This is a genomic window from Streptomyces sp. NPDC054872, assembly GCF_053610705.1.
The window spans coordinates 58,523-75,397 of record NZ_JBSGYY010000037.1 but is presented as its reverse complement, the minus strand read 5'-3'; the positions used below and the strand labels follow the sequence as shown (position 1 = coordinate 75,397).

Below are 16,875 nucleotides of genomic sequence, written 5' to 3'. Positions count from 1 at the left end.
CCCGGGCCGGTTCCTGAGCGTCGAGGTAGCGCAGGAAACCTCTGCCCGCCTGGCAGAGATCGGACCAGAGTCGCTTCAGTCGCTGTCCTTGGCGCAAGAACCCACCTCTGTCGCGAAGCAGCGCCAATGCCCGACCCGTTCGCTTTATCGGGCTCTCCCATCGATCCGCAGGGGCCCCGCATGCACCTCGCCTACAGCGCTTCCGGCCAAGGCCTCTTCATCCGGCGCTTTGTTGAGAAGAGCAACATTCCACCGTCCCTCCCGCCGGGGCTGGGCTACGTGTATGTGATCGACTGCCTCGGGCCAGCGGCTTACGTGAAGGTGGGCCCCACCCGTGCCCCGCGGTCGCGGCTGGAGGCCCTCGGGAGAGAGGCCAACAGGCACGGCTGCGCCCTGGCCCGGGCCTGGTTCTCTCCACCCCACCCTGGCTACCGCCGAACCGAGGCAGACACGATTGCCCCTGCCTCGACACCGCACGGAGAGTACTTCCCCGGACTCAGCTTCGCCGCAGGACGCCGAGAGGCTGTCCGCACACTGCCCTATGACGCTGCGCCGTCGACTGCTCAAGACCACACCCCCGACCGGGCAGCAGGGATGTACAAATGCCTACCTGCTCACGTCCACCACCGGGTATTCCCTGAATCCCCCCGCGGAGAGGTCATCAGGATCGGCTCACAGCCTGATCGGCGGCGCGGTCGCAGTGGAGGCTCCACGCTCGATAGTTACTACCTAAGCCTCGACGAGGAACTCTTGTCGTTGCTGGAGTAGCAACACCGCGGCACACACCGGGAGTACTGGAGACAAACCCCTGCGGCACCAGGCCGCCTTGGCGCCGATAGCCTGGTGCCCACTCCGATCGGCCCCGTGTGGTGCTTGCCTGCACGGTAATGCGACAGCCCCTATCTTGCTGAGCCAGTCCCGTCAGTCCCGTCAGCCGATGCTGCAGAGCGTTGAGCTGCTCCTTTTCACACTGTGGATCACGGGACTGAGCGGATTGCCGTGGCCTTTTTGGCCCACAAGGCGGTGCACGTACGCTGCTACAGCCCCTGGCGGCCCCGGAGTTCCCCCGCGCTCGAGGACACCGCGGTCAAAAGAGAGCGGATAGGCCACGCACCGACGGGCGTGGAAGATCGCCGTGAGTCGGTCCAGGAGTTCCGCGAAGGGCGCTGCTGCGGTGGCAAGTTCAGGGGTGATGCCGTGGAGTGCCACGGCTTGGTGCTCCATAGCGGCCCGCGGGTCCACGAGCTCGTTGAAGAGGACTGTGCCCTTGAGGTCGAGGGCGGCGATCTGTGCCGCCCATGGGGAGGTGAGTCCAGTGGTCTGCACGTCGAAGACCAGCAGCTCGGGGTCGGCGAGAACTCCTCGGGCCCACCGCGTTACGGCCTCCTGCTCGGCGCCCCAGGCGCGAGGCCGGCGCAGAGCCCGTACAGCGTCCTCCAGGTTCAGATAGCGCTCCTGCGTGGATTGAACATGCCACGCAGGCCCGCTGTCCGCACATTGGATTCGGAGCGTCCCGAGATACCGCTCACCGCGGTCGTAGACCGCCCAGACCGGACGCTCGGTATCTGCAGGACGGACGAACTCGACGCGCCTCCCGTCGACGGCACGCTGGAACAAGTCGTCCCAATGGCCAAGCACGGCCTCGCTCACTGCCCAAGGAGATTTGTTCACGATTCGCCTTCCTTCTGTCTGCCGTAGGTACGTCACGCGGCCTTCAGTAGCGGCCTCGGATGTGCCCGGACTTACGGGCGAGAGGAGATCGGCATCGCTCGATGTCAACGGCTCTCGCCTGGAGGGCGTGCGTTAGGAGGAGCACCGCGGGGCGGTTCATACCCGGGGCGCGCGGGCGATAGGGCAGCAGGGTTGGAGGGACTCACCTCGTGGCACCCCTCCGCGGACCTCGGCACATACCTGTGGGTGCGGGCGGAAGAGGCCGACGAAGGGGCAAACGTGGCCTCGTCCGGCTCATACCCGTGCGCGCGGGCGAGAGAGTAGGCGGGCCGCATCCGGATGCCTCGGGTCGCCGGTTCATACCCGACCCGGCGGGCTGGTCGTCGTCGACTGGGCCTCCCTACGACCAGGACGGGCACCCCTGCACCGCAGACGAGCTCGCATCGGGCTCCGCACACGACGAGGACGAAGCTCCCGGCCAGGGCGGATACCTCGCGGCCCGCTCCCGGCTGGGAACGCCGGGCCTCCACGTGGTCGGCCTCTACCAGCACCCCGACCAGAGCCGCCTCACTTGGGATGCGGACGGCCTGCTGCCCGCCGATCTCACCCGCTACCACCCCCGAACCCAGGCGGCACCCCAGCGCAGCCAGCAGCGCCAGATTCTCCTCAACACCGTGCGTGTCCCCCATGCCTGGCTTCCCCACCTGCCACACTCGAACACGTGGACCATGCTTGCCCCCGGCACTCTGCGCGGCAAGCCCGTCCTGCTCCTGGACCCCGGCGGCCGCCCCCTCAACCCCTCCCTGCGCGAACACCTGATCTATCAGCCCGACATCGGACTGTCCCGCAGGAAATGAGAACCGCACCCCGTTAGCGTCAGCACCTCCCGCACGGCCGGGGATGAACCAGAGGTGCAGCCCTGAAGGAAGCACCCGGTTCCCTCACTCCGCACGCCCGGGGATCGCCGACCCCCTTTGGCCGTTGGCGACGGTCGAAGACCGCGCACCGCGTACCCGCTACGTCCCTTGGGCGTACAGGTACATGTCGAGCTGCCGTAGCAGAGCCTGAACAGTCAGCAGGGCGCCCATCGCGAACTCGCTGCGGTAGGAGTTCACCGAGGCGTTGTGCGCTCCCAGGTGGCGATTGAAGGTGTCCTGCCGGCCCACGCTGTTCAGGAACATGTTCTTCATGGCGCTCACCACCAGGTACGGGGCGAGCATCAGCACCTTGAAGTCCCCTGCTCCGGAGCGTGTGCCGAGTGCGCCGGCGACCATTTTGTGGCTCCCCGTGCCGGTGAACTGGGCCTGGGGAAAGTGACCTTGCAGCCAGGCGTGCCCGTGGCGCCGCATGAGCGTGTCCAGGAGGTTACCCAGAAGGGCCTGCGCAGCTGCGTCGTGCCCGGAGCGCACGCAGGTTGCGGCCTCCAAAGTGAAGTGCACGTCGTCGGACAGCGCCGGGTGATCAACATGCGCCAGGCTCTCCTCGACATCGTCGACGACGTCGGAGCGCCGGTCGATCAGGAGGCGATGACGCTGCCTGGTCGTCTTCAGCACCATGAGGTCCTCGATGAGCTCCGCGCGGGGCGCCCATGCGAGGCAGACCCCGTCCTTCACGCTGATGCGCAGCAGCCACAGCCAGGACGTGACCTCGGTTTTGTGCAGGTTCTCCGGCAGCAGCAGGTCGCGCACATGCCGCTCGACCGACGTCAGGCGGCCCAGGAGGTTCGGAGGGTAGAGGGCCTGAGCGCGCTCGGCAGCCTGCTGGAGCGCGGAACTCCAGGACGGGGGGACGAGTGAGGCGCGGAATGCATCCAGAGCTCGCGTAGTCGCCGCATCGATCTGCGGCCTACGCGAGTGACTCTGCAGGGCCGCCCACCGTTTGGCTGCGACAACGGCGGGTGACACGGTCAGCGCGTTGAGGGCTTTGCGCCCCAGCAGTGTGTCCGCGTTCGTGCCAGCCGGGTTTCCGTTCATCAGCAAAGAGAGTCGGCTGGAGGCCGGCGGGTTCTGGATCTGCGCGAGGGCCGCAGTCAGCTGGTCGATGGCAGGGCTGGCCGGAGGGCATCGCAGCGCGTCAATCTTGGATTGCACGGTGGTGGAGATGACCGCTTGAGCCTTAACACGGACCAGTATCTTTTCGATGTCAACGGCCCAGGGGCGGCGGAAGTCTGGCGGTGCGAAGGACGCGAGGAGCGATGGGTAGTTGGTTCGCATCGCCGCTGTGCCACTCTCGCTCAGCATGCGCTGGACCGCCGGTGGAAGGGGCCGGGGCATGAAGCGCTCGGCTTGCTCAGGATCCTTGGGCTCTGCCGGCTCTGGTTCGTCTGCCATATCGGCAAGGGTCTCCTGCGCCACTGACAATCATCAGCGTCATGGCCTTCCACTCATGCCTGTGCGATGCAGGCCCCGGCCCTCCCTTCGACGCCCGGTACGCCTCCGTCGCTTTGCCCCCGGGCGTGGCTGCAGGCCCTCAGAAGACGACGTCTGTGATCGTCATACCCGGGCGCGGACGCCGGCTGTGGTGCTGTAGAAGCTCTGAGTGATCCACATGTCACTGCCGTCCGTGGACGCTTTGGCGGCGAAATAGGAGCACTGGAACTTGGACTTCCGGCCGAGTGGGACCTTCGTGACCCGGGGCAGCGCGTCGCAACGCAGGTCCGTCCCAGTGTCGCTGTTGTTGCCCCAGAAGTATGTGAGCGCGCCCTCCCTGGTGAGCAGACCGGTGCTGGGCTGGGCTTCGTATCCATCGCCCATGCCGCCGAACCCCGGCTTGCCCGTGAACTTCACCGGCCAGGTCACCTCGATGCCCTCGTATGTGACGGTGCAGGTGACGCGGGCGCCTGTCACCGGCCGGACGGAATCTTTGTTGCAGCGGGCGCTGGTCTTGCCCGGAGCCCCGGCCATCGTCACCGTGCGCGTGGCCAGTTCGTGCTTGACGTGCTCGATGAACGGGGCATCCGGATCCGGCTCCGGAACGGTGTCGCTCAGCCTCTGCGGCATCGCCTTCGGCGACTCGATGGGCTTGCCCACCGGAGAGCCGATGACCGAAGGCTCAGCCGCACCGCCGTTCTTCTCGTCGTCGGCGCTGCTGCAACTCGTGAGCATGAGGCAGGAAACGGCGGCAGCTATCAGTGATCCCCGTGAATTGTGCATGACCAGCACAGTAGCCGCCAGTAACGGCCCGCCCACGGCGGGGTCTTTGCCGGAGAAACCCCATAACGATCAGACTTACCGCTCGTGCGGGTGACACGAACACCTTCTACGGCCCGGCGACAAGCGCCGACTCGCTACGAAGATCACGACCAGTTCGTGTTCTTCGAGGAGACCCGTGCCCGCCATCACCCGCACCGCCGTCCTGCTCACTGCCGCCGTCGCCCTGGCCATCCCGGCTGGCACCGCGCACGCCTCACCCGCTGGCAGCCCCGGTGCGGCACCACGGGCCGGTGAAACCGTCACGAAGCCACTCATGGCCGCGCTCAAAGCACTGCCCGTGAGGGCGGAGGACCGTACCGGCTACCAGCGGACCTCGTTCAAGCACTGGGTGGATGCCGACAAGGACGGCTGCGCCACGCGTGCCGAGGTCCTCAAGGCCGAGGCGCTCACCGCCCCAAAGCAGGGCGCCAAGTGCAAGCTGAGCGGAGGCCGCTGGTTCTCGGAGTATGACGACCGGTACGTCGAAGGCCCCTCCGGGCTCGACATCGACCACCGGGTTCCACTCGCGGAATCCTGGGACTCCGGGGCCAAACACTGGAGCGCGGCCGAGCGCCAGGCTTATGCCAACGACCTCGGCGACGAGCGGGCGCTGATCGCCGTCACGGCAAAGTCCAACCGCAGCAAGGCCGACCAGGACCCCGCCACCTGGATGCCGCCATCCGAAGACAACCGCTGCGCCTACGTGAACCAGTGGGTGGCTATCAAGACCCGCTGGAAGCTCACCATCGACCCCAGCGAAGAATCCGCCCTCGCCGAAAACGCCACCCGCTGCCCCAACTCCCCGATCACAGTGCAGCTCGCGCGGTAACCGGCCGGGGGCAGGTGTGCTGCCGGGGTGGAAGGCCAGGTTCTGATGATGGGCTGCGACCCGGAACATGCTCACGACGTCGCGGCTCCTGAAGAGTTGGTTCCGCACTCGCGTATTCATCGACCAGGGCGCGCCGGGCGGTCAGGGCGGGGTGATCGCCCCGGGAGGCGGACTAGCCGCGGGCCGCTCGTGCGAGACGGCAGATGGACGACTATCGCGGCGGCGGCCATAACTTCAGCGTGCGCCGAGTCGCTCACTCCAGCACGCCGAGCTCGGTGTCCGGCCGGTAGTACGGGCATGCATCGACGCCCTGTGCAGGGCACCGTCCTCGATCCATCTGCGCGTGCGTACGAGGTCCCGCTCTTGCACGCGCTCCATAAAGCGAGGCTCAATGAGCTCGCTAAGCGGAAGTGAATAGTCCACAAGTCGGTTCCACTGGTTTGAGCTGAGGCAATCCCGACGGTCACGCGGCGATGTTGAGCGCTGCCGGCGAACGTGACGGTTGAGTGGGTGTTCTGCGAGTCGTCGTATCTAGTTATCCGGTTTGAGGGGTTGCGGTTGACCGTTTCTGCGGTGTGCTGGAGCCGTGACCGAGCGGCAGCCATACCCCAGTGATCTGTCGGATGAGGCATGGGAGCTGACCCGGCCGGTCATGACGGCCTGGAAGGGACAGCACCGCTCGGTCAGCGGCCATGAGGGTCGATACGAGATGCGGGAGATCGTCAACGCGATCCTGTAACAGGCCCGGGTCGGCTGCCAGTGGCGCTATCTGCCGCACGACTTCCCGCCGTACACCGCCGTGTACTACTACTTCGGGCTGGGGCGCGACCACGGCGCCGACCAGACCATTCATGACCTGCCGCGGCGGCAGGTCCGCGAGTCGAAGGGCCGGGGCGAGGACCCGTCCGCGGTGGTGATGGACTCCCAGACCGTGCACGCCTCGCTCAACGCCCCCGAAGACGACGACCGGACTGGATCCGGGCAAGAGGAGCCGGGCCCGCAAGCGGGGTATCGCTCGGTCTGCTCATCGCCGTCAACGTGGTCGCGGCCACCGTGTGCCCTCGCGGACCGCCTCCGCACCCAGATCGCGGAGCTCACCGATCAACTGGCTACTGCCGCGGTGGCTTTGGAGGGACTGAGGATCACTCGGGAGACCATCCTGGAAATCGCCCCGGACCTGCCCGGCGGCCTGGCTCCGCTGCCCTCGGTTCTACCGCCAGACCCTCACACTCTTCGAGGAGGCCATGGACGGGCTGCATCCCAAGGACATCTGCCTCGCCCTGGACATCGGCACCGAGCCCCGGCACGTCGAAGGCACTCGAGCCAAACTGAAATGCCTGGTCAACCGCGGCATCCTCACCGAACCCGAACCCGGTCTCTTTCAGCTGCCGCAGCCAGCACCGCCCCCGGACTGAGACCCAGCGAAAGCTCACAGAACACCCACTATCACCGTCGGCTGCGACGGTGGAAAGTCAACCGCGATACTGTGCAGGAGGAGACGGATCAGCGTTTGACGCGACCACGGACCGCCAGGACCGCGAGTCCCAGAAGAATGGGCTCTGTCACGCGCGATGCCATCTCGATGTACGTCCCGGCGGTAGTGAGCTCCCGCCCGGAGGACCGGAACACGGCTGAGTTGAGCGTGACGTTCAGGGCCTCCTCGGCCCGCTCGCCGGTGAACCTGTCTCCGGTCGGATTCTGGGGGTCTGCCGTGTCGATCTCGAAGGTCGAACTTCCCCCACCGGATGGCACGGTACCGGTCACTTTCTGTCTCGGGGAGTCTGTGGGCAGCCCGCAGCCCATCATCAGCACGATAGTGCCCAGCATGGCTGCAGCGAGCCACCCCAGCGCCCGGGAGGCACGCAGGCCGTAGCCGGACAACAGCCAGTATCCGTGCAGCAGTCCGCGTTCGGCGCGAGTGGTGCCGACGCGATCGTGGCGGCGCATCTCCATCTCGCCGAAGTAGAAGTCTGCGGCTCCCGGCTCGTTCTTGGTGTCCTCGAACGCCTTACGTAGCGCTCGGTACACCGGTGCCAGCTGCGCAGGCCCCACTTGGCCGCTGCCGAGCACAGCCACGTTCCAGCCCCGGGATGCCTTCGGCTGGCTGGCACGCCAGTGGTGCTCTTCGGCGAGGGTGCGACGGGCAGTGAAACCCCGGGGCAGCCACCGCCACTGCCCGTGGGCGCGTTTTGGGGCGCCGGCGAAGGTGCAGCTGCCCTCCAGCCGAAGTTGATCCAGGTGTACGGTTCCGGTGAACACGCACCGGGACAGGTCAACGTCGAAGAGAACCAGGTGCGCTGCGTCCACACCCCGTAGCGAGGCCATCCGCACCGTGCTCTGGGGTACGCAGTCAAGTGCCTGTTCTCTCAACGGTTGTCCGTCGGCGCACATGAAGGACTCTGCCTCCGCCGCGATCGTGAGAGGGTATTCAAAGACGGCGTGGGCGAAATCCACCGTGGCATGACGAAGACGCAGTTCAGCCGTAGACGACCACCGGGTCCGTCGGCATTCCAGGCGGCGCGTGGCGAGCCAGAGGTCCGCTGGGCCGTTGAAGACTGCTCCGGACAACGTGACTCGCCCGGCGCACACCAGCGGGCCAAGTCTGGCAGCGCCCTCGAAAATTGACTGCTCAAATCCGGCATCACCCTGGAAGTTGACCGATTCGAAGTCGGCGAAGGCTTGGAAGATCGCCGAGTCGAACCCAGCACTCTTGTGAAATGCCGCCGTCCTAAAGTCTACGGAGTCCTGGAAGTTTGCCGAAGAGAACCGTGCGGCGCGTTTGAATGTCGCCCCATGGAAGCCTGCAGGCCCATGGAAGGCAGCTGATTCGAAGTCTGTGTCGCCATGGAAGGCCGTTCCTGCAAACACGGCGATGGCTTGGAAGGTTGCCGACCTGAACCTGGCCTGACCTTGGAAGCGGGCCCAGAAGCGAGCAGCGCCGTAGAAGGTGGATGCCTCGAACCAGGCGTCGTCTTGGAACATGGCGTCGAACCATACGTCTTGCTGGAAGGTCGCTCCTTGAAACCAGGCATAGCGTTGGAATGTCGCGTCAGTGAACCGTGCAGCTCCCTGGAAAACCACCGCCCCAAACCGGGCTTTGCCCTGAAAGCACGCTTCGTCGAACCAGGCGAAACCCTGGAAGGTGGCTGCCTCGAACCGAGCGATGCCCTGGAAGAGCGCCTGTGCAAACTTCGCGTCTGCTCGAAAGGTCGCTTCCTCGAACCGAGCGGTACCAAAGCGGGGACGCCGAGTGACCGGATCGCGGAGGGCGTCAAGGACGGCATCGAGCAGCGACTCGGTGAAAATTGTGCCGCGATAGTCGATGTCGAAGCCGGCGGCTAAGCCACGGAGATGAGCGGCGCGGGCCGCGTCGGCCAGGTGGGCGAGGCATACAGCTTGGCCAAACACGCGGATGCCGCGGCAGCCGATGGGATCGGTCGTATTTGCGCCGTGCCCGCAGTGGTGCCAGTCGGGGGGCGTAATGGACGGTGGCTCAGGCGCAGCAGCAGTCATGCCTTGAGGACGTACCGGCCCCGCCGGACGGTTGCCAGACAGGTCTGATCCTCCCTGCTCGGTCGTAGACGATCTATTGACGTGGCCCTGCGGCCACTGCCGCGAACCGGGTCTGGACGAGGACATCATGGAGGCGGCCATCGCTGCGCACTGCCTGGATGTCAGCGAGCCGAAGACGCCGGGCGGTCACAGGCCGGCCTACCGCTTCTACACCGCTCGATGAGCACCGACCGACCCACCGCCCAACCGCCGCGATCAGACGCTGCACCCGAACTGAGGCCCCCGGTGATCCGGACACGCCCCGCCTGCTCCTGGAGCCGGGGAGTGGGACATCCCGCGCGTCCCGCTCCAATACGACCACTGAGAGCCCGCAGCTTCGAAGTGGAGACACGGGCAACCGCGCCCCGGGTATGGGCGTGTACCGGGTATGGAAATACCGCATCTGATCCGCCGTATCCGTATTCGCCTCTATACGTGGGATGCCCCACCTCCCCTTCACATGCGGCAAGCCCGGGCGCGGCAGAAGGCAAGGGACCGCCGCTGGCATATGGGCGCGCTCATCGCGATGGGCGTGCTGGCGTTAGTCGCTGGACTGCCCTGGCTGGTGTGGCGAGGGCCCTACGTGCTCGACGGGGAGTATTTGGATCGCAGCGAACTGGCGAAGGGGTCGGCGGCCCTGGTCACCGGCCTGCGTACCGCCATCGTCGCCTGCGTCGCCGCCCTCGGCGCCGGTATCGCCCTGCTCTACACCGCCCGCACCTACCGCCTCACCAGGCGCGGCCAGATCACCGAACGTTTCACCAAGGCCCTGGAACGCCTCGGCTCGGACCACCGATACGTGCGCATCGGCGGCATCCTCGCCCTGGAACAGATCGTCCGCGACGCACCAGAGCAGGCGGCCACCGACGCCGCCCGCGTCCTCGGCCACTTCATCCGCGACCGCGCCCCGAAGGCTCTGCCCGCCACGCCGGCACCACAGCCCGACGAGAGCACGCCCGACTCCGCATCCCCGGCTCCCGAGAAGCTCCCGCCAGAGTTGGAGGCCGACGTCCAGGCAGCCCTGACGGCCCTCACCCGCACGGAGTCACGCACCCACGTCGACCCCCGCGAAGTCCTCGACCTTCACGGACTTCACCTCGCTGGCGCACAGCTACCCCAAGCCGACCTCACTGGGGCCAACCTGCGTGGGGCGACACTGACCAAGGCCAACCTGCGCAGAGCGACACTCACTGGGGCCGACCTGCTCGAAGCGACACTCGTCCAAGCTGACCTGCACCAAGCGACACTCACCCAGGCCAAGCTGCGCCAAGCGACACTAACCCAGGCCAGCCTGTACGAAGCGACGCTCACCATGGCCGACCTGTACGAAGCGACGCTCACTAAGGCCAGCCTGAGCGGGGCGACGCTCACCGGGGCCGACCTGAGCCGGGCGAAGCTCACCGAGGCCGATCTGAGCGGGGCGAAGCTCACCAGGGCCAGCCTGCACGGAGCAGACCTGTCGCATGTCTACGGGTTCACTCAGTCACTAGCAGATAGGCAAACCGACGAGAGCACCATCCTCCCGCCCGAGCCGCAACATCCAGCCACGCCAGGCTGACCGTCCGACGTCGCTTGCTGCCCAAACGCACCGGTCTTGCTCGAAGTCTCAGCCGAGTCGACGGCCGTCACCACCTCGATCGCCGCCCTCGCTCAGGGGCCCAGGCCGTACCGCCAGTGCTGGGGGTGAAACGCCCCAGCGTCGCCGCGGCGTCAATTTCGTCAGGTGGTTTCCCTTGATGCGGAGGGCGATCCGGCCGCCCGTCGCGTGCTGCTACCGGACTTCGACGGAGTACCGGGCGCCGGGAAACTCCCAGCCGTCGGTGCCCTCGCCGATGTCCTCGACGATGACGTCGTCGATGAAGTGGTCCTCGAACGCCTCGTCGGTGAGTTCCCCGGCGAGCCACAGTTCCTCGATCGTGTCCCAGTTGCCCCGGCTGCCGTCGATGCGCAGGGGCGCGGCGGCCCGGGTGCCGCGCGTACGTTCGTCGTCGCCGGTTTTGACGTCGCCGCTGATCTCGTACTGGCGCTGCTTGAGGTGGGCGGGGATCGGGTCGGCGGGGACGATGGCGACGTTCTCGTACGCGGTGTGGATGATGTCCAGGTAGCTGCGGCGGACGTTGTACTCGGCGTCGGACAGCCAGTTGAGCAGCGTTTTGGTCGTCACGTGGAGTCCGGCGTCCGTCAGGGCTTGTTGCCCGCGGTGGGTCGCGGTGAGCTGGCTGAGCTGGGCGTGCCAGTGCTTGGCGGTGTAGGACGACAGCCGGTGGCGGGGGGTGACCTGGGAGCGCAGGAGGTCGCCCAGGGCGGCGCCCAGGGAGTCACCGCGGCCTGTGGGGCCGGCCATCAGTCCTCACCTTCGGGGATGATCTCGCCGGGCTTGACGAACTTGGCCTTCACTTCGCCGAAGCCGTTCCCGATCCGGTAGGTGGCGGGCGCGGTGGCGTCCGGCGCCCAGAAGACGGCCGCGTCGACGTTGCGCAGCGCGAGGAGCTGGTGACCCTTTTCGACAGCCCTGAAGGCCACGCTCCAGTGCCGCACGGACGCCTCGGCGACCATGCTCATGCGCCAGTCCGGCCGCCAGAACGGGGAGCGCTGGGAGGGGCGCTTGGGCCACAGCAGCCGCAGCGCGATGGACAGCCGGGTCTTGTACGCCTTGTAGGGGTCGCCGCCGGCCTGGACGAGCTCGGTGCGTGCCTTGCGGGTGGCCTCGTAGAAGGGCTTGAAGAGGGACTCGTTGTACTTCCCGGTCCAGGAGTCGTGAATGGTCGGCATGGCGGCGAGGTGGTTGTCCCGGACGAGTTTCTCCAGCTGTTTGATGTGGGGGGTGGTGACCCACACCCGGCCGTCCTCGTCGGGCCGGTCGATGATCCGGCCCAGGGGGTGCGGCATATCGGTGCGGTCCCACTCCGGGATGTCGATGAGATAGATGCCGGCCTGGGTCTTGTCGAACGCGTCGAGCGGGCCGGTGTGCAGGAGCTTGTTCGGGGCGAGGGGCACGGCCGAACAGGCGGAGGGGAAGCTGCCGTTGCGGTCGATCAGGCACAGCATGCCCTCGCCGAACGAGTCGGGCACCTCGAGCTGGTCGCGGCGCACACGCTTGCCGTTTTCCCGGATGTGGGGCACGCGGGTGGCGGTGACGTCGGGACGGACCCAGCGGGGCTCACCGTCCATGTCCTCGCTGATCAGCGGCCACGGGCCGCTGTCCCGCTCCTCCGTGCGGATGACGGAGATCGGGTGCATTTTCGAGCGGCCGACCGCGTCCTTGAGGATCTTCAGGGCCGGGAAGACGTGCCCCTCGGGCTCATCCTCCTCATCCCCCGGCTTCAGGGCGTCCTCGCCGTCTTCCTCATCCTCCGCCACGTCTTCCTGGGCCTGTGCGCTGTCCGCCGGAGCGTGGGCAGGGGCAGCAGTGGCCGGACCGGTGTGTGCGGCGGTGTCGGCGGACACGGGCTCGCTGTAGGGCCGCAGCGCGGCGGCGAGGCGGTGCCCCTCAGGGGTGTCCGGCATCTCCGCTACCGCTGCGGCGGCCTGGAGCAGGGACGGCAGGATCCCCTTCAGGGCTTTCTGGTCCCCCTGGGTGGCCGCGGTCCGCCATGCCGCCAGCTCGTGGGTGAGTGCGGCGGGAATCCCCTGATGTCCGCCGGACGTATAGGGAAGGGCGGCTTCGGCCAGTTCCAGCGTCGCCGTTCCCTCGGTGGCCGGTGAAGGTCCCGGATCCACCGGGCTGTCGGCGCGGTCAAGGGGGGCGGTTTTGGCGTCGAGGAAGCGAGCGTGGAGCAGGTCGGGCTGCAGGTATGCGGAGCCGATGGTGCCGAAGTCGCGCTCGGAGATGGTCACCTGGACCCTGGCAGGGTCCTCGGTCGGCGTGAGCGTCAACGTGATGTCGGCGTCCAGGAGACCCAGGAGTGCGGGATCGTCGCTGTCCACGATGGCGAGCACCGGCACGTGCAGGGTGCGGGCGAGCGTGGCCAGCACCTGGGAGGCGTCGGGCAGACGGTCCCCGGACAGTGGCAGGCGGGCGCTGTGGGCGCTCTGCAGGCGGTCCACGACCACGAGGGCCAGGCCCTCCATGTGCGGGGCGGTCTCCCTGATGTCCTCGGCGGTCAGGTCGCTGCCGTCATCGATCATCAGGAGGTCGCCGGCCTGGACCAGTTGCTGGGCGACCTGCTGTTCATGCTCGGTCAGGCGGCCCTGCTTCAGGCGCGGGTAGTCGCCGCCGGTCTCGGCGGAGATGATCCGGCGGAAGATGTCGTCCCGGTTCGGCCCCGACGCCGCGTACAGGACCATGGCGTGGTCGACCAGCGCCGTCGTGCGTGCGGCCGCCAGACCCAACAGGCTTCCGCCGACGCTCGGACGAGCTGCCACGAGCGTCAGCTTGCCCCGCTGCAGACCGCCCGTCGCGGTGTCCAGCCCTGACAGCCCGAAGGTGGGGCCACTGACAGGGCCGTCGGTGAGTACGGAACCGATGGCGTCGCCGAGCGTGGCGAGCCTGCGGGGCGTGCTGCCGCGGTCCTGGTTGCCTTGGCTGTTCACCGCACCTCCTGCGGTCACCGCGCCGTGCGCGGCCGTGTCGGACGAGAGGGCATCAGAGGAAGAGTCGGCGGGGAGCAGAACCGCGACCGGAGTGGTGTTCCGCAGGAGCACCTGTGGTTGGCCCTGGGCGGCCAGCGTGACGAGGTCACCGAGGTCCCTCTGCGCGTTGCTCAGCACATGGGCTGGGAAGGCATCGGGCTTGCGGGCTGCCGGGAACCGGTCAAGCGGCGCCAGCAGAGCGCGCACCTTGCGCTTGGTGATCACCGTGCTGAGTCCCTGCTCTGCAGCGAGCTTCACCAGCGCGTACAGCTTGTTCCGCGCCTCAGTCGCGTTGATCGCGCCCTCGTCCTGTGGTGACCGGCTCACTCACCCTCCTTGGAGACTCAGTTAGCCACCATCATAGAAGCCTTCACCCGAATACTTGCCATAGTCACCAAGTTTTCTCGAAATTCCACTCACTATTGGTGACTTTAGGTGGGTGGGTTGACGGGGCAAGGGGCCTCCAGCCGATCAGTAGCGGACACAGCAGGAAGGCCGGGACCACCGGCCCCGGCCTCCGCTCCACACCGTCCGCAGACGATCACACCCGCCGAACCGGCGGACTCAGCTCCCCGTCGCCGACTCCTGCTCCTCGGGCTCCTCCTTGTACGCGACGTGCCCGATGGCGGAGTGGGCCGTGTTCAGCCTGCCGTGGAGCGCGCCCGCGAGATCCTTCGCTTTGCCGGAGGACTCCGTGAAGCGCTGCAGGACGTCGCCGAGAGGCTCGCCCCGGTAGTCGCTCCTCAGCCGGTCCTTGTCCTGCAGGCCCTGCACGGAGGCCTCGATCAGCTCGATGGCGGTCCTCATCTCACCGGCGCAGCGGGTGAGATAGCTGTGGACGCGGTACGCCTCCAGCGGGTATTCGATACCGCGGTCCTGAAGGGCACGGACGAGTTCGACGAGGGAGCGGGCCGCGCCCTCTGCGTGCTGTTCGATGGTCTCGGTCATTGATCCGGTTCTCCTCGAAGAGTGCTGGTCACGGGGTGCGCCTTCGGACGTCGCTGCCAGTGCGGCTGGCCGGGCAGGAGGGTGGTGCCCAGGAACCGGTCGGTGCCGGTCAGGACGCTGCCCGCCAGGCTGGCCTTCTCCAGCCAGGCCGGGGAAGGCGCCCCCGGTGCCTGGACCGGATTCCTCGTGCTCGACGTCCGAGGCGTTGCTCACGAGGTGCGAAGCGTCCTTCGCGCCGGTGTCCTTGGCGCGCATGAGGCCGGAGTGCTTGTTGCCGTAGAACGCCCACAGGCCCAGCGCTTCCTCCAGGAGCGCCGCTCGGTCTTCTGGGAGCAACAGCTCGACGCAGCGGACCACGATGTGATCTCTGCCCGGTGCCGCCGCCCGGACGACCATGAGGAAGAACTGGGAGACGTCGGAGGTGAGACCTCCCCCCTCCGCTGCGCGGGCTTCGTGCAGGCTGTAGACGGTTTTGGCCATCACCGCGAGCACGATCGGGTCCTCGTCGAGGAGCTTGGCCGCCAGGGACGCCTGGCAGGGCGTGCACTGCTCGATGCGCGCGGCGATCAGCGCAGACGCGGTCCGCATGTCCGGGACCGCGTCGACTCCCCACCGGGCGGGTTCGGCCGGTTGGAGGTCCCCATCGGACGGGCCGCTGGTGTGCTGATGGAGCGTGCCGGCCTTAGCGGCGGTGTACGCGGCGCCCCTGGTCCGACTTGTTTTCCGCGCCCGGCTCTTACGGCCATGGCCCTTGGTCATGTCTCATCTTCCCGCGCCCGGCCCCATGACCCGATGCGCGCGACGAGGAGCGGCATGCGGAAGGCTTCAACAGCTGTACAACCGTCGGGAGTTGCTGTGTGCATCGCACTGATGCACACAGTCCGGGCCCGTTGATGCGGGGCCCGCGGGCACCTCTGCCGTCATGCGCCCCGGTCATGGGCCAGGCCGCTGGCTTGGGCCGATGCGACGGCCACTGCTCCGCAGCCTACCGGTGTGCAAGCTGGCCCGGAACCGGTGACCGAAAGTGCCCACTCTCGCTACCGTGAGAGGCACGGCAAGTCGCGTACGCCGTTCGCCGCTGCCCGGGGCCCACGCCCCGGGCGTTGTCGGTCAAGGTCTCCTGGGGCCCGTTGAGTTGATGTTCTGTTCTGCACACCGGCCTTGGCGTATGTGGCTGGCGGGAGCGTGGGGACCGGCCGGTCCAAGGAGTACGTCATGCCCAAGAAGCAGTCGACCGCCGCGAAGAGGGCACGCGCCGCCGCGCGTGGGGGTGAGAGGTACACGGCCGCCCTTCGCCGGGAAGCTGAGGTTGCGGCCGCCTTGACCACCTACAGCTACGTACCTGTCGCCGACGCCGGCGACGAACACGTATGGTCCCGCATCGTCGAGGACTGCCCTCACTGCCCCTGCCACGCCGCACGCGCGTGCACCGATGGCCTCTGGGGTCAGGCATCGCGTCCCACGTGATTGAGCAGGGCATCGGCCAGGGGCGGCCCGCGGTGTACGTGCACGCGGGCCACTGCGACATGGCGCCGAAGGCCCCGCGCGCGAAGGGGATGACCATGGAGCAGGCGCGCAGCGCCCTGCATAAGGGTGTCGATGCGTGCCCGTACTGCCGACCGGACACCGAACTCGGCGTGCTGGAGTAGCCCGGGAACCCTCGGACATCAGAGGTTCTGAAGGACCGGCTCCAGCCCTATGTTGCGGTGGACACACCGTCGAGCATCGCGGGGGAAGTCATGCGCAACATCATTCGCTACGCCGTCGTCGCCCTCCTCACGGGCGGCGCCATCGCACTCACCGCGGCAACCGCCACCGCAGGCGACGAGTACTGGCCCAGGGGCACCGGGGTAGCCCCGGCCACTGACGGCGTTGACCCGGACTATCCGCTCACCGGCGCCCTCGGCGACGAGTACTGGCCCAAGGGCGGCGGGGTAGCGCCTGCCGGTGACGAGTACTGGCCCCGCAGCGGTGGGGTGGCTCCTGCGGGCGGGCCGGACTCCGAAGCGGGCACCGCGTCGGCAGCTTCGGCAAGCGTCGGCACGCTCGGCGACGAATTCTGGCCGAGGGGCAGCGGCTGACGCTTGAAGGCGTTGCCGGAGATCATTGGTC

General features: G+C 67.6%; 15 protein-coding genes. 8 read left to right on the top strand and 7 right to left on the bottom strand.

Annotation, left to right across the window (positions count from 1 at the left end; all coding sequences use genetic code 11):
- Positions 1-930: 930 nt before the first annotated feature.
- Positions 931-1,650 (bottom strand): 3'-5' exonuclease, encoded by a 720-nt coding sequence (locus ACWGIH_RS34055; RefSeq protein ID WP_453452319.1) that lies wholly within the window; start codon positions 1,648-1,650, stop codon positions 931-933.
- Between the two features lie 323 nt (positions 1,651-1,973).
- On the opposite strand from ACWGIH_RS34055, the gene ACWGIH_RS34050 reads away from it, so the two are divergent.
- The gene (locus ACWGIH_RS34050; protein WP_453452320.1) at positions 1,974-2,528 is read left to right on the top strand and encodes a hypothetical protein; all 555 of its coding nucleotides are present in this window, start codon (positions 1,974-1,976) and stop codon (positions 2,526-2,528) included.
- 159 nt (positions 2,529-2,687) lie between these two features.
- Here the strand turns inward: ACWGIH_RS34050 and ACWGIH_RS34045 are convergent, their stop codons facing one another.
- Both ACWGIH_RS34045 and ACWGIH_RS34040 read right to left on the bottom strand, forming a co-directional pair.
- Positions 2,688-4,025: a hypothetical protein gene (locus tag ACWGIH_RS34045; RefSeq protein WP_453452321.1), complete on the bottom strand. Its 1,338-nt coding sequence runs from the start codon at positions 4,023-4,025 to the stop codon at positions 2,688-2,690.
- 138 nt (positions 4,026-4,163) lie between these two features.
- Positions 4,164-4,823, bottom strand: a complete 660-nt coding sequence (locus tag ACWGIH_RS34040; RefSeq protein WP_453510527.1) for a hypothetical protein — start codon at positions 4,821-4,823, stop codon at positions 4,164-4,166.
- Positions 4,824-5,007: 184 nt separating this feature from the next.
- Between ACWGIH_RS34040 and ACWGIH_RS34035 the strand changes: the two genes are divergently transcribed.
- The 3 genes from ACWGIH_RS34035 to ACWGIH_RS34025 all read left to right on the top strand — a co-directional run bounded on the left by ACWGIH_RS34035 (position 5,008) and on the right by ACWGIH_RS34025 (position 7,106).
- Positions 5,008-5,691: an HNH endonuclease family protein gene (locus ACWGIH_RS34035; RefSeq protein WP_453450439.1), complete on the top strand. Its 684-nt coding sequence runs from the start codon at positions 5,008-5,010 to the stop codon at positions 5,689-5,691.
- A 586-nt stretch (positions 5,692-6,277) separates the two neighbouring features.
- Positions 6,278-6,430 (top strand): hypothetical protein, encoded by a 153-nt coding sequence (locus tag ACWGIH_RS34030; protein ID WP_453450379.1) that lies wholly within the window; start codon positions 6,278-6,280, stop codon positions 6,428-6,430.
- A 505-nt stretch (positions 6,431-6,935) separates the two neighbouring features.
- Positions 6,936-7,106 carry a hypothetical protein gene (locus ACWGIH_RS34025; protein WP_453450380.1) on the top strand — a complete coding sequence of 57 codons (171 nt, stop codon included), beginning with the start codon at positions 6,936-6,938 and terminating at the stop codon, positions 7,104-7,106.
- An 88-nt stretch (positions 7,107-7,194) separates the two neighbouring features.
- Here ACWGIH_RS34025 and ACWGIH_RS34020 read toward each other — a convergent pair whose 3' ends face one another.
- Positions 7,195-9,204 carry a pentapeptide repeat-containing protein gene (locus ACWGIH_RS34020; RefSeq protein ID WP_453450381.1) on the bottom strand — a complete coding sequence of 670 codons (2,010 nt, stop codon included), beginning with the start codon at positions 9,202-9,204 and terminating at the stop codon, positions 7,195-7,197.
- A 499-nt stretch (positions 9,205-9,703) separates the two neighbouring features.
- On the opposite strand from ACWGIH_RS34020, the gene ACWGIH_RS34015 reads away from it, so the two are divergent.
- Positions 9,704-10,801 carry a pentapeptide repeat-containing protein gene (locus tag ACWGIH_RS34015; protein WP_453450382.1) on the top strand — a complete coding sequence of 366 codons (1,098 nt, stop codon included), beginning with the start codon at positions 9,704-9,706 and terminating at the stop codon, positions 10,799-10,801.
- A gap of 213 nt (positions 10,802-11,014) precedes the next feature.
- Here ACWGIH_RS34015 and ACWGIH_RS34010 read toward each other — a convergent pair whose 3' ends face one another.
- The 3 genes from ACWGIH_RS34010 to ACWGIH_RS34000 all read right to left on the bottom strand — a co-directional run bounded on the left by ACWGIH_RS34010 (position 11,015) and on the right by ACWGIH_RS34000 (position 15,351).
- The gene (locus ACWGIH_RS34010; protein ID WP_453450383.1) at positions 11,015-11,587 is read right to left on the bottom strand and encodes a hypothetical protein; all 573 of its coding nucleotides are present in this window, start codon (positions 11,585-11,587) and stop codon (positions 11,015-11,017) included.
- Positions 11,587-14,142 carry a DnaB-like helicase C-terminal domain-containing protein gene (locus ACWGIH_RS34005; protein WP_453450384.1) on the bottom strand — a complete coding sequence of 852 codons (2,556 nt, stop codon included), beginning with the start codon at positions 14,140-14,142 and terminating at the stop codon, positions 11,587-11,589. Before ACWGIH_RS34005 ends, ACWGIH_RS34010 begins: the two co-directional genes overlap by 1 nt.
- A gap of 237 nt (positions 14,143-14,379) precedes the next feature.
- On the bottom strand, positions 14,380-15,351 hold the full coding sequence (locus ACWGIH_RS34000; RefSeq protein ID WP_453450385.1) for a hypothetical protein: 972 nt from the start codon (positions 15,349-15,351) through the stop codon (positions 14,380-14,382).
- 627 nt (positions 15,352-15,978) lie between these two features.
- Between ACWGIH_RS34000 and ACWGIH_RS33995 the strand changes: the two genes are divergently transcribed.
- The 3 genes from ACWGIH_RS33995 (at position 15,979) to ACWGIH_RS33985 (ending at position 16,844) form a co-directional block, all read left to right on the top strand.
- Positions 15,979-16,230 (top strand): hypothetical protein, encoded by a 252-nt coding sequence (locus ACWGIH_RS33995; protein ID WP_453450386.1) that lies wholly within the window; start codon positions 15,979-15,981, stop codon positions 16,228-16,230.
- Positions 16,227-16,412, top strand: a complete 186-nt coding sequence (locus ACWGIH_RS33990) for a DUF6233 domain-containing protein (protein WP_453450387.1) — start codon at positions 16,227-16,229, stop codon at positions 16,410-16,412. Before ACWGIH_RS33995 ends, ACWGIH_RS33990 begins: the two co-directional genes overlap by 4 nt.
- 90 nt (positions 16,413-16,502) lie before the next feature.
- Positions 16,503-16,844 carry a hypothetical protein gene (locus ACWGIH_RS33985; RefSeq protein ID WP_453450388.1) on the top strand — a complete coding sequence of 114 codons (342 nt, stop codon included), beginning with the start codon at positions 16,503-16,505 and terminating at the stop codon, positions 16,842-16,844.
- Positions 16,845-16,875: the final 31 nt, after the last annotated feature.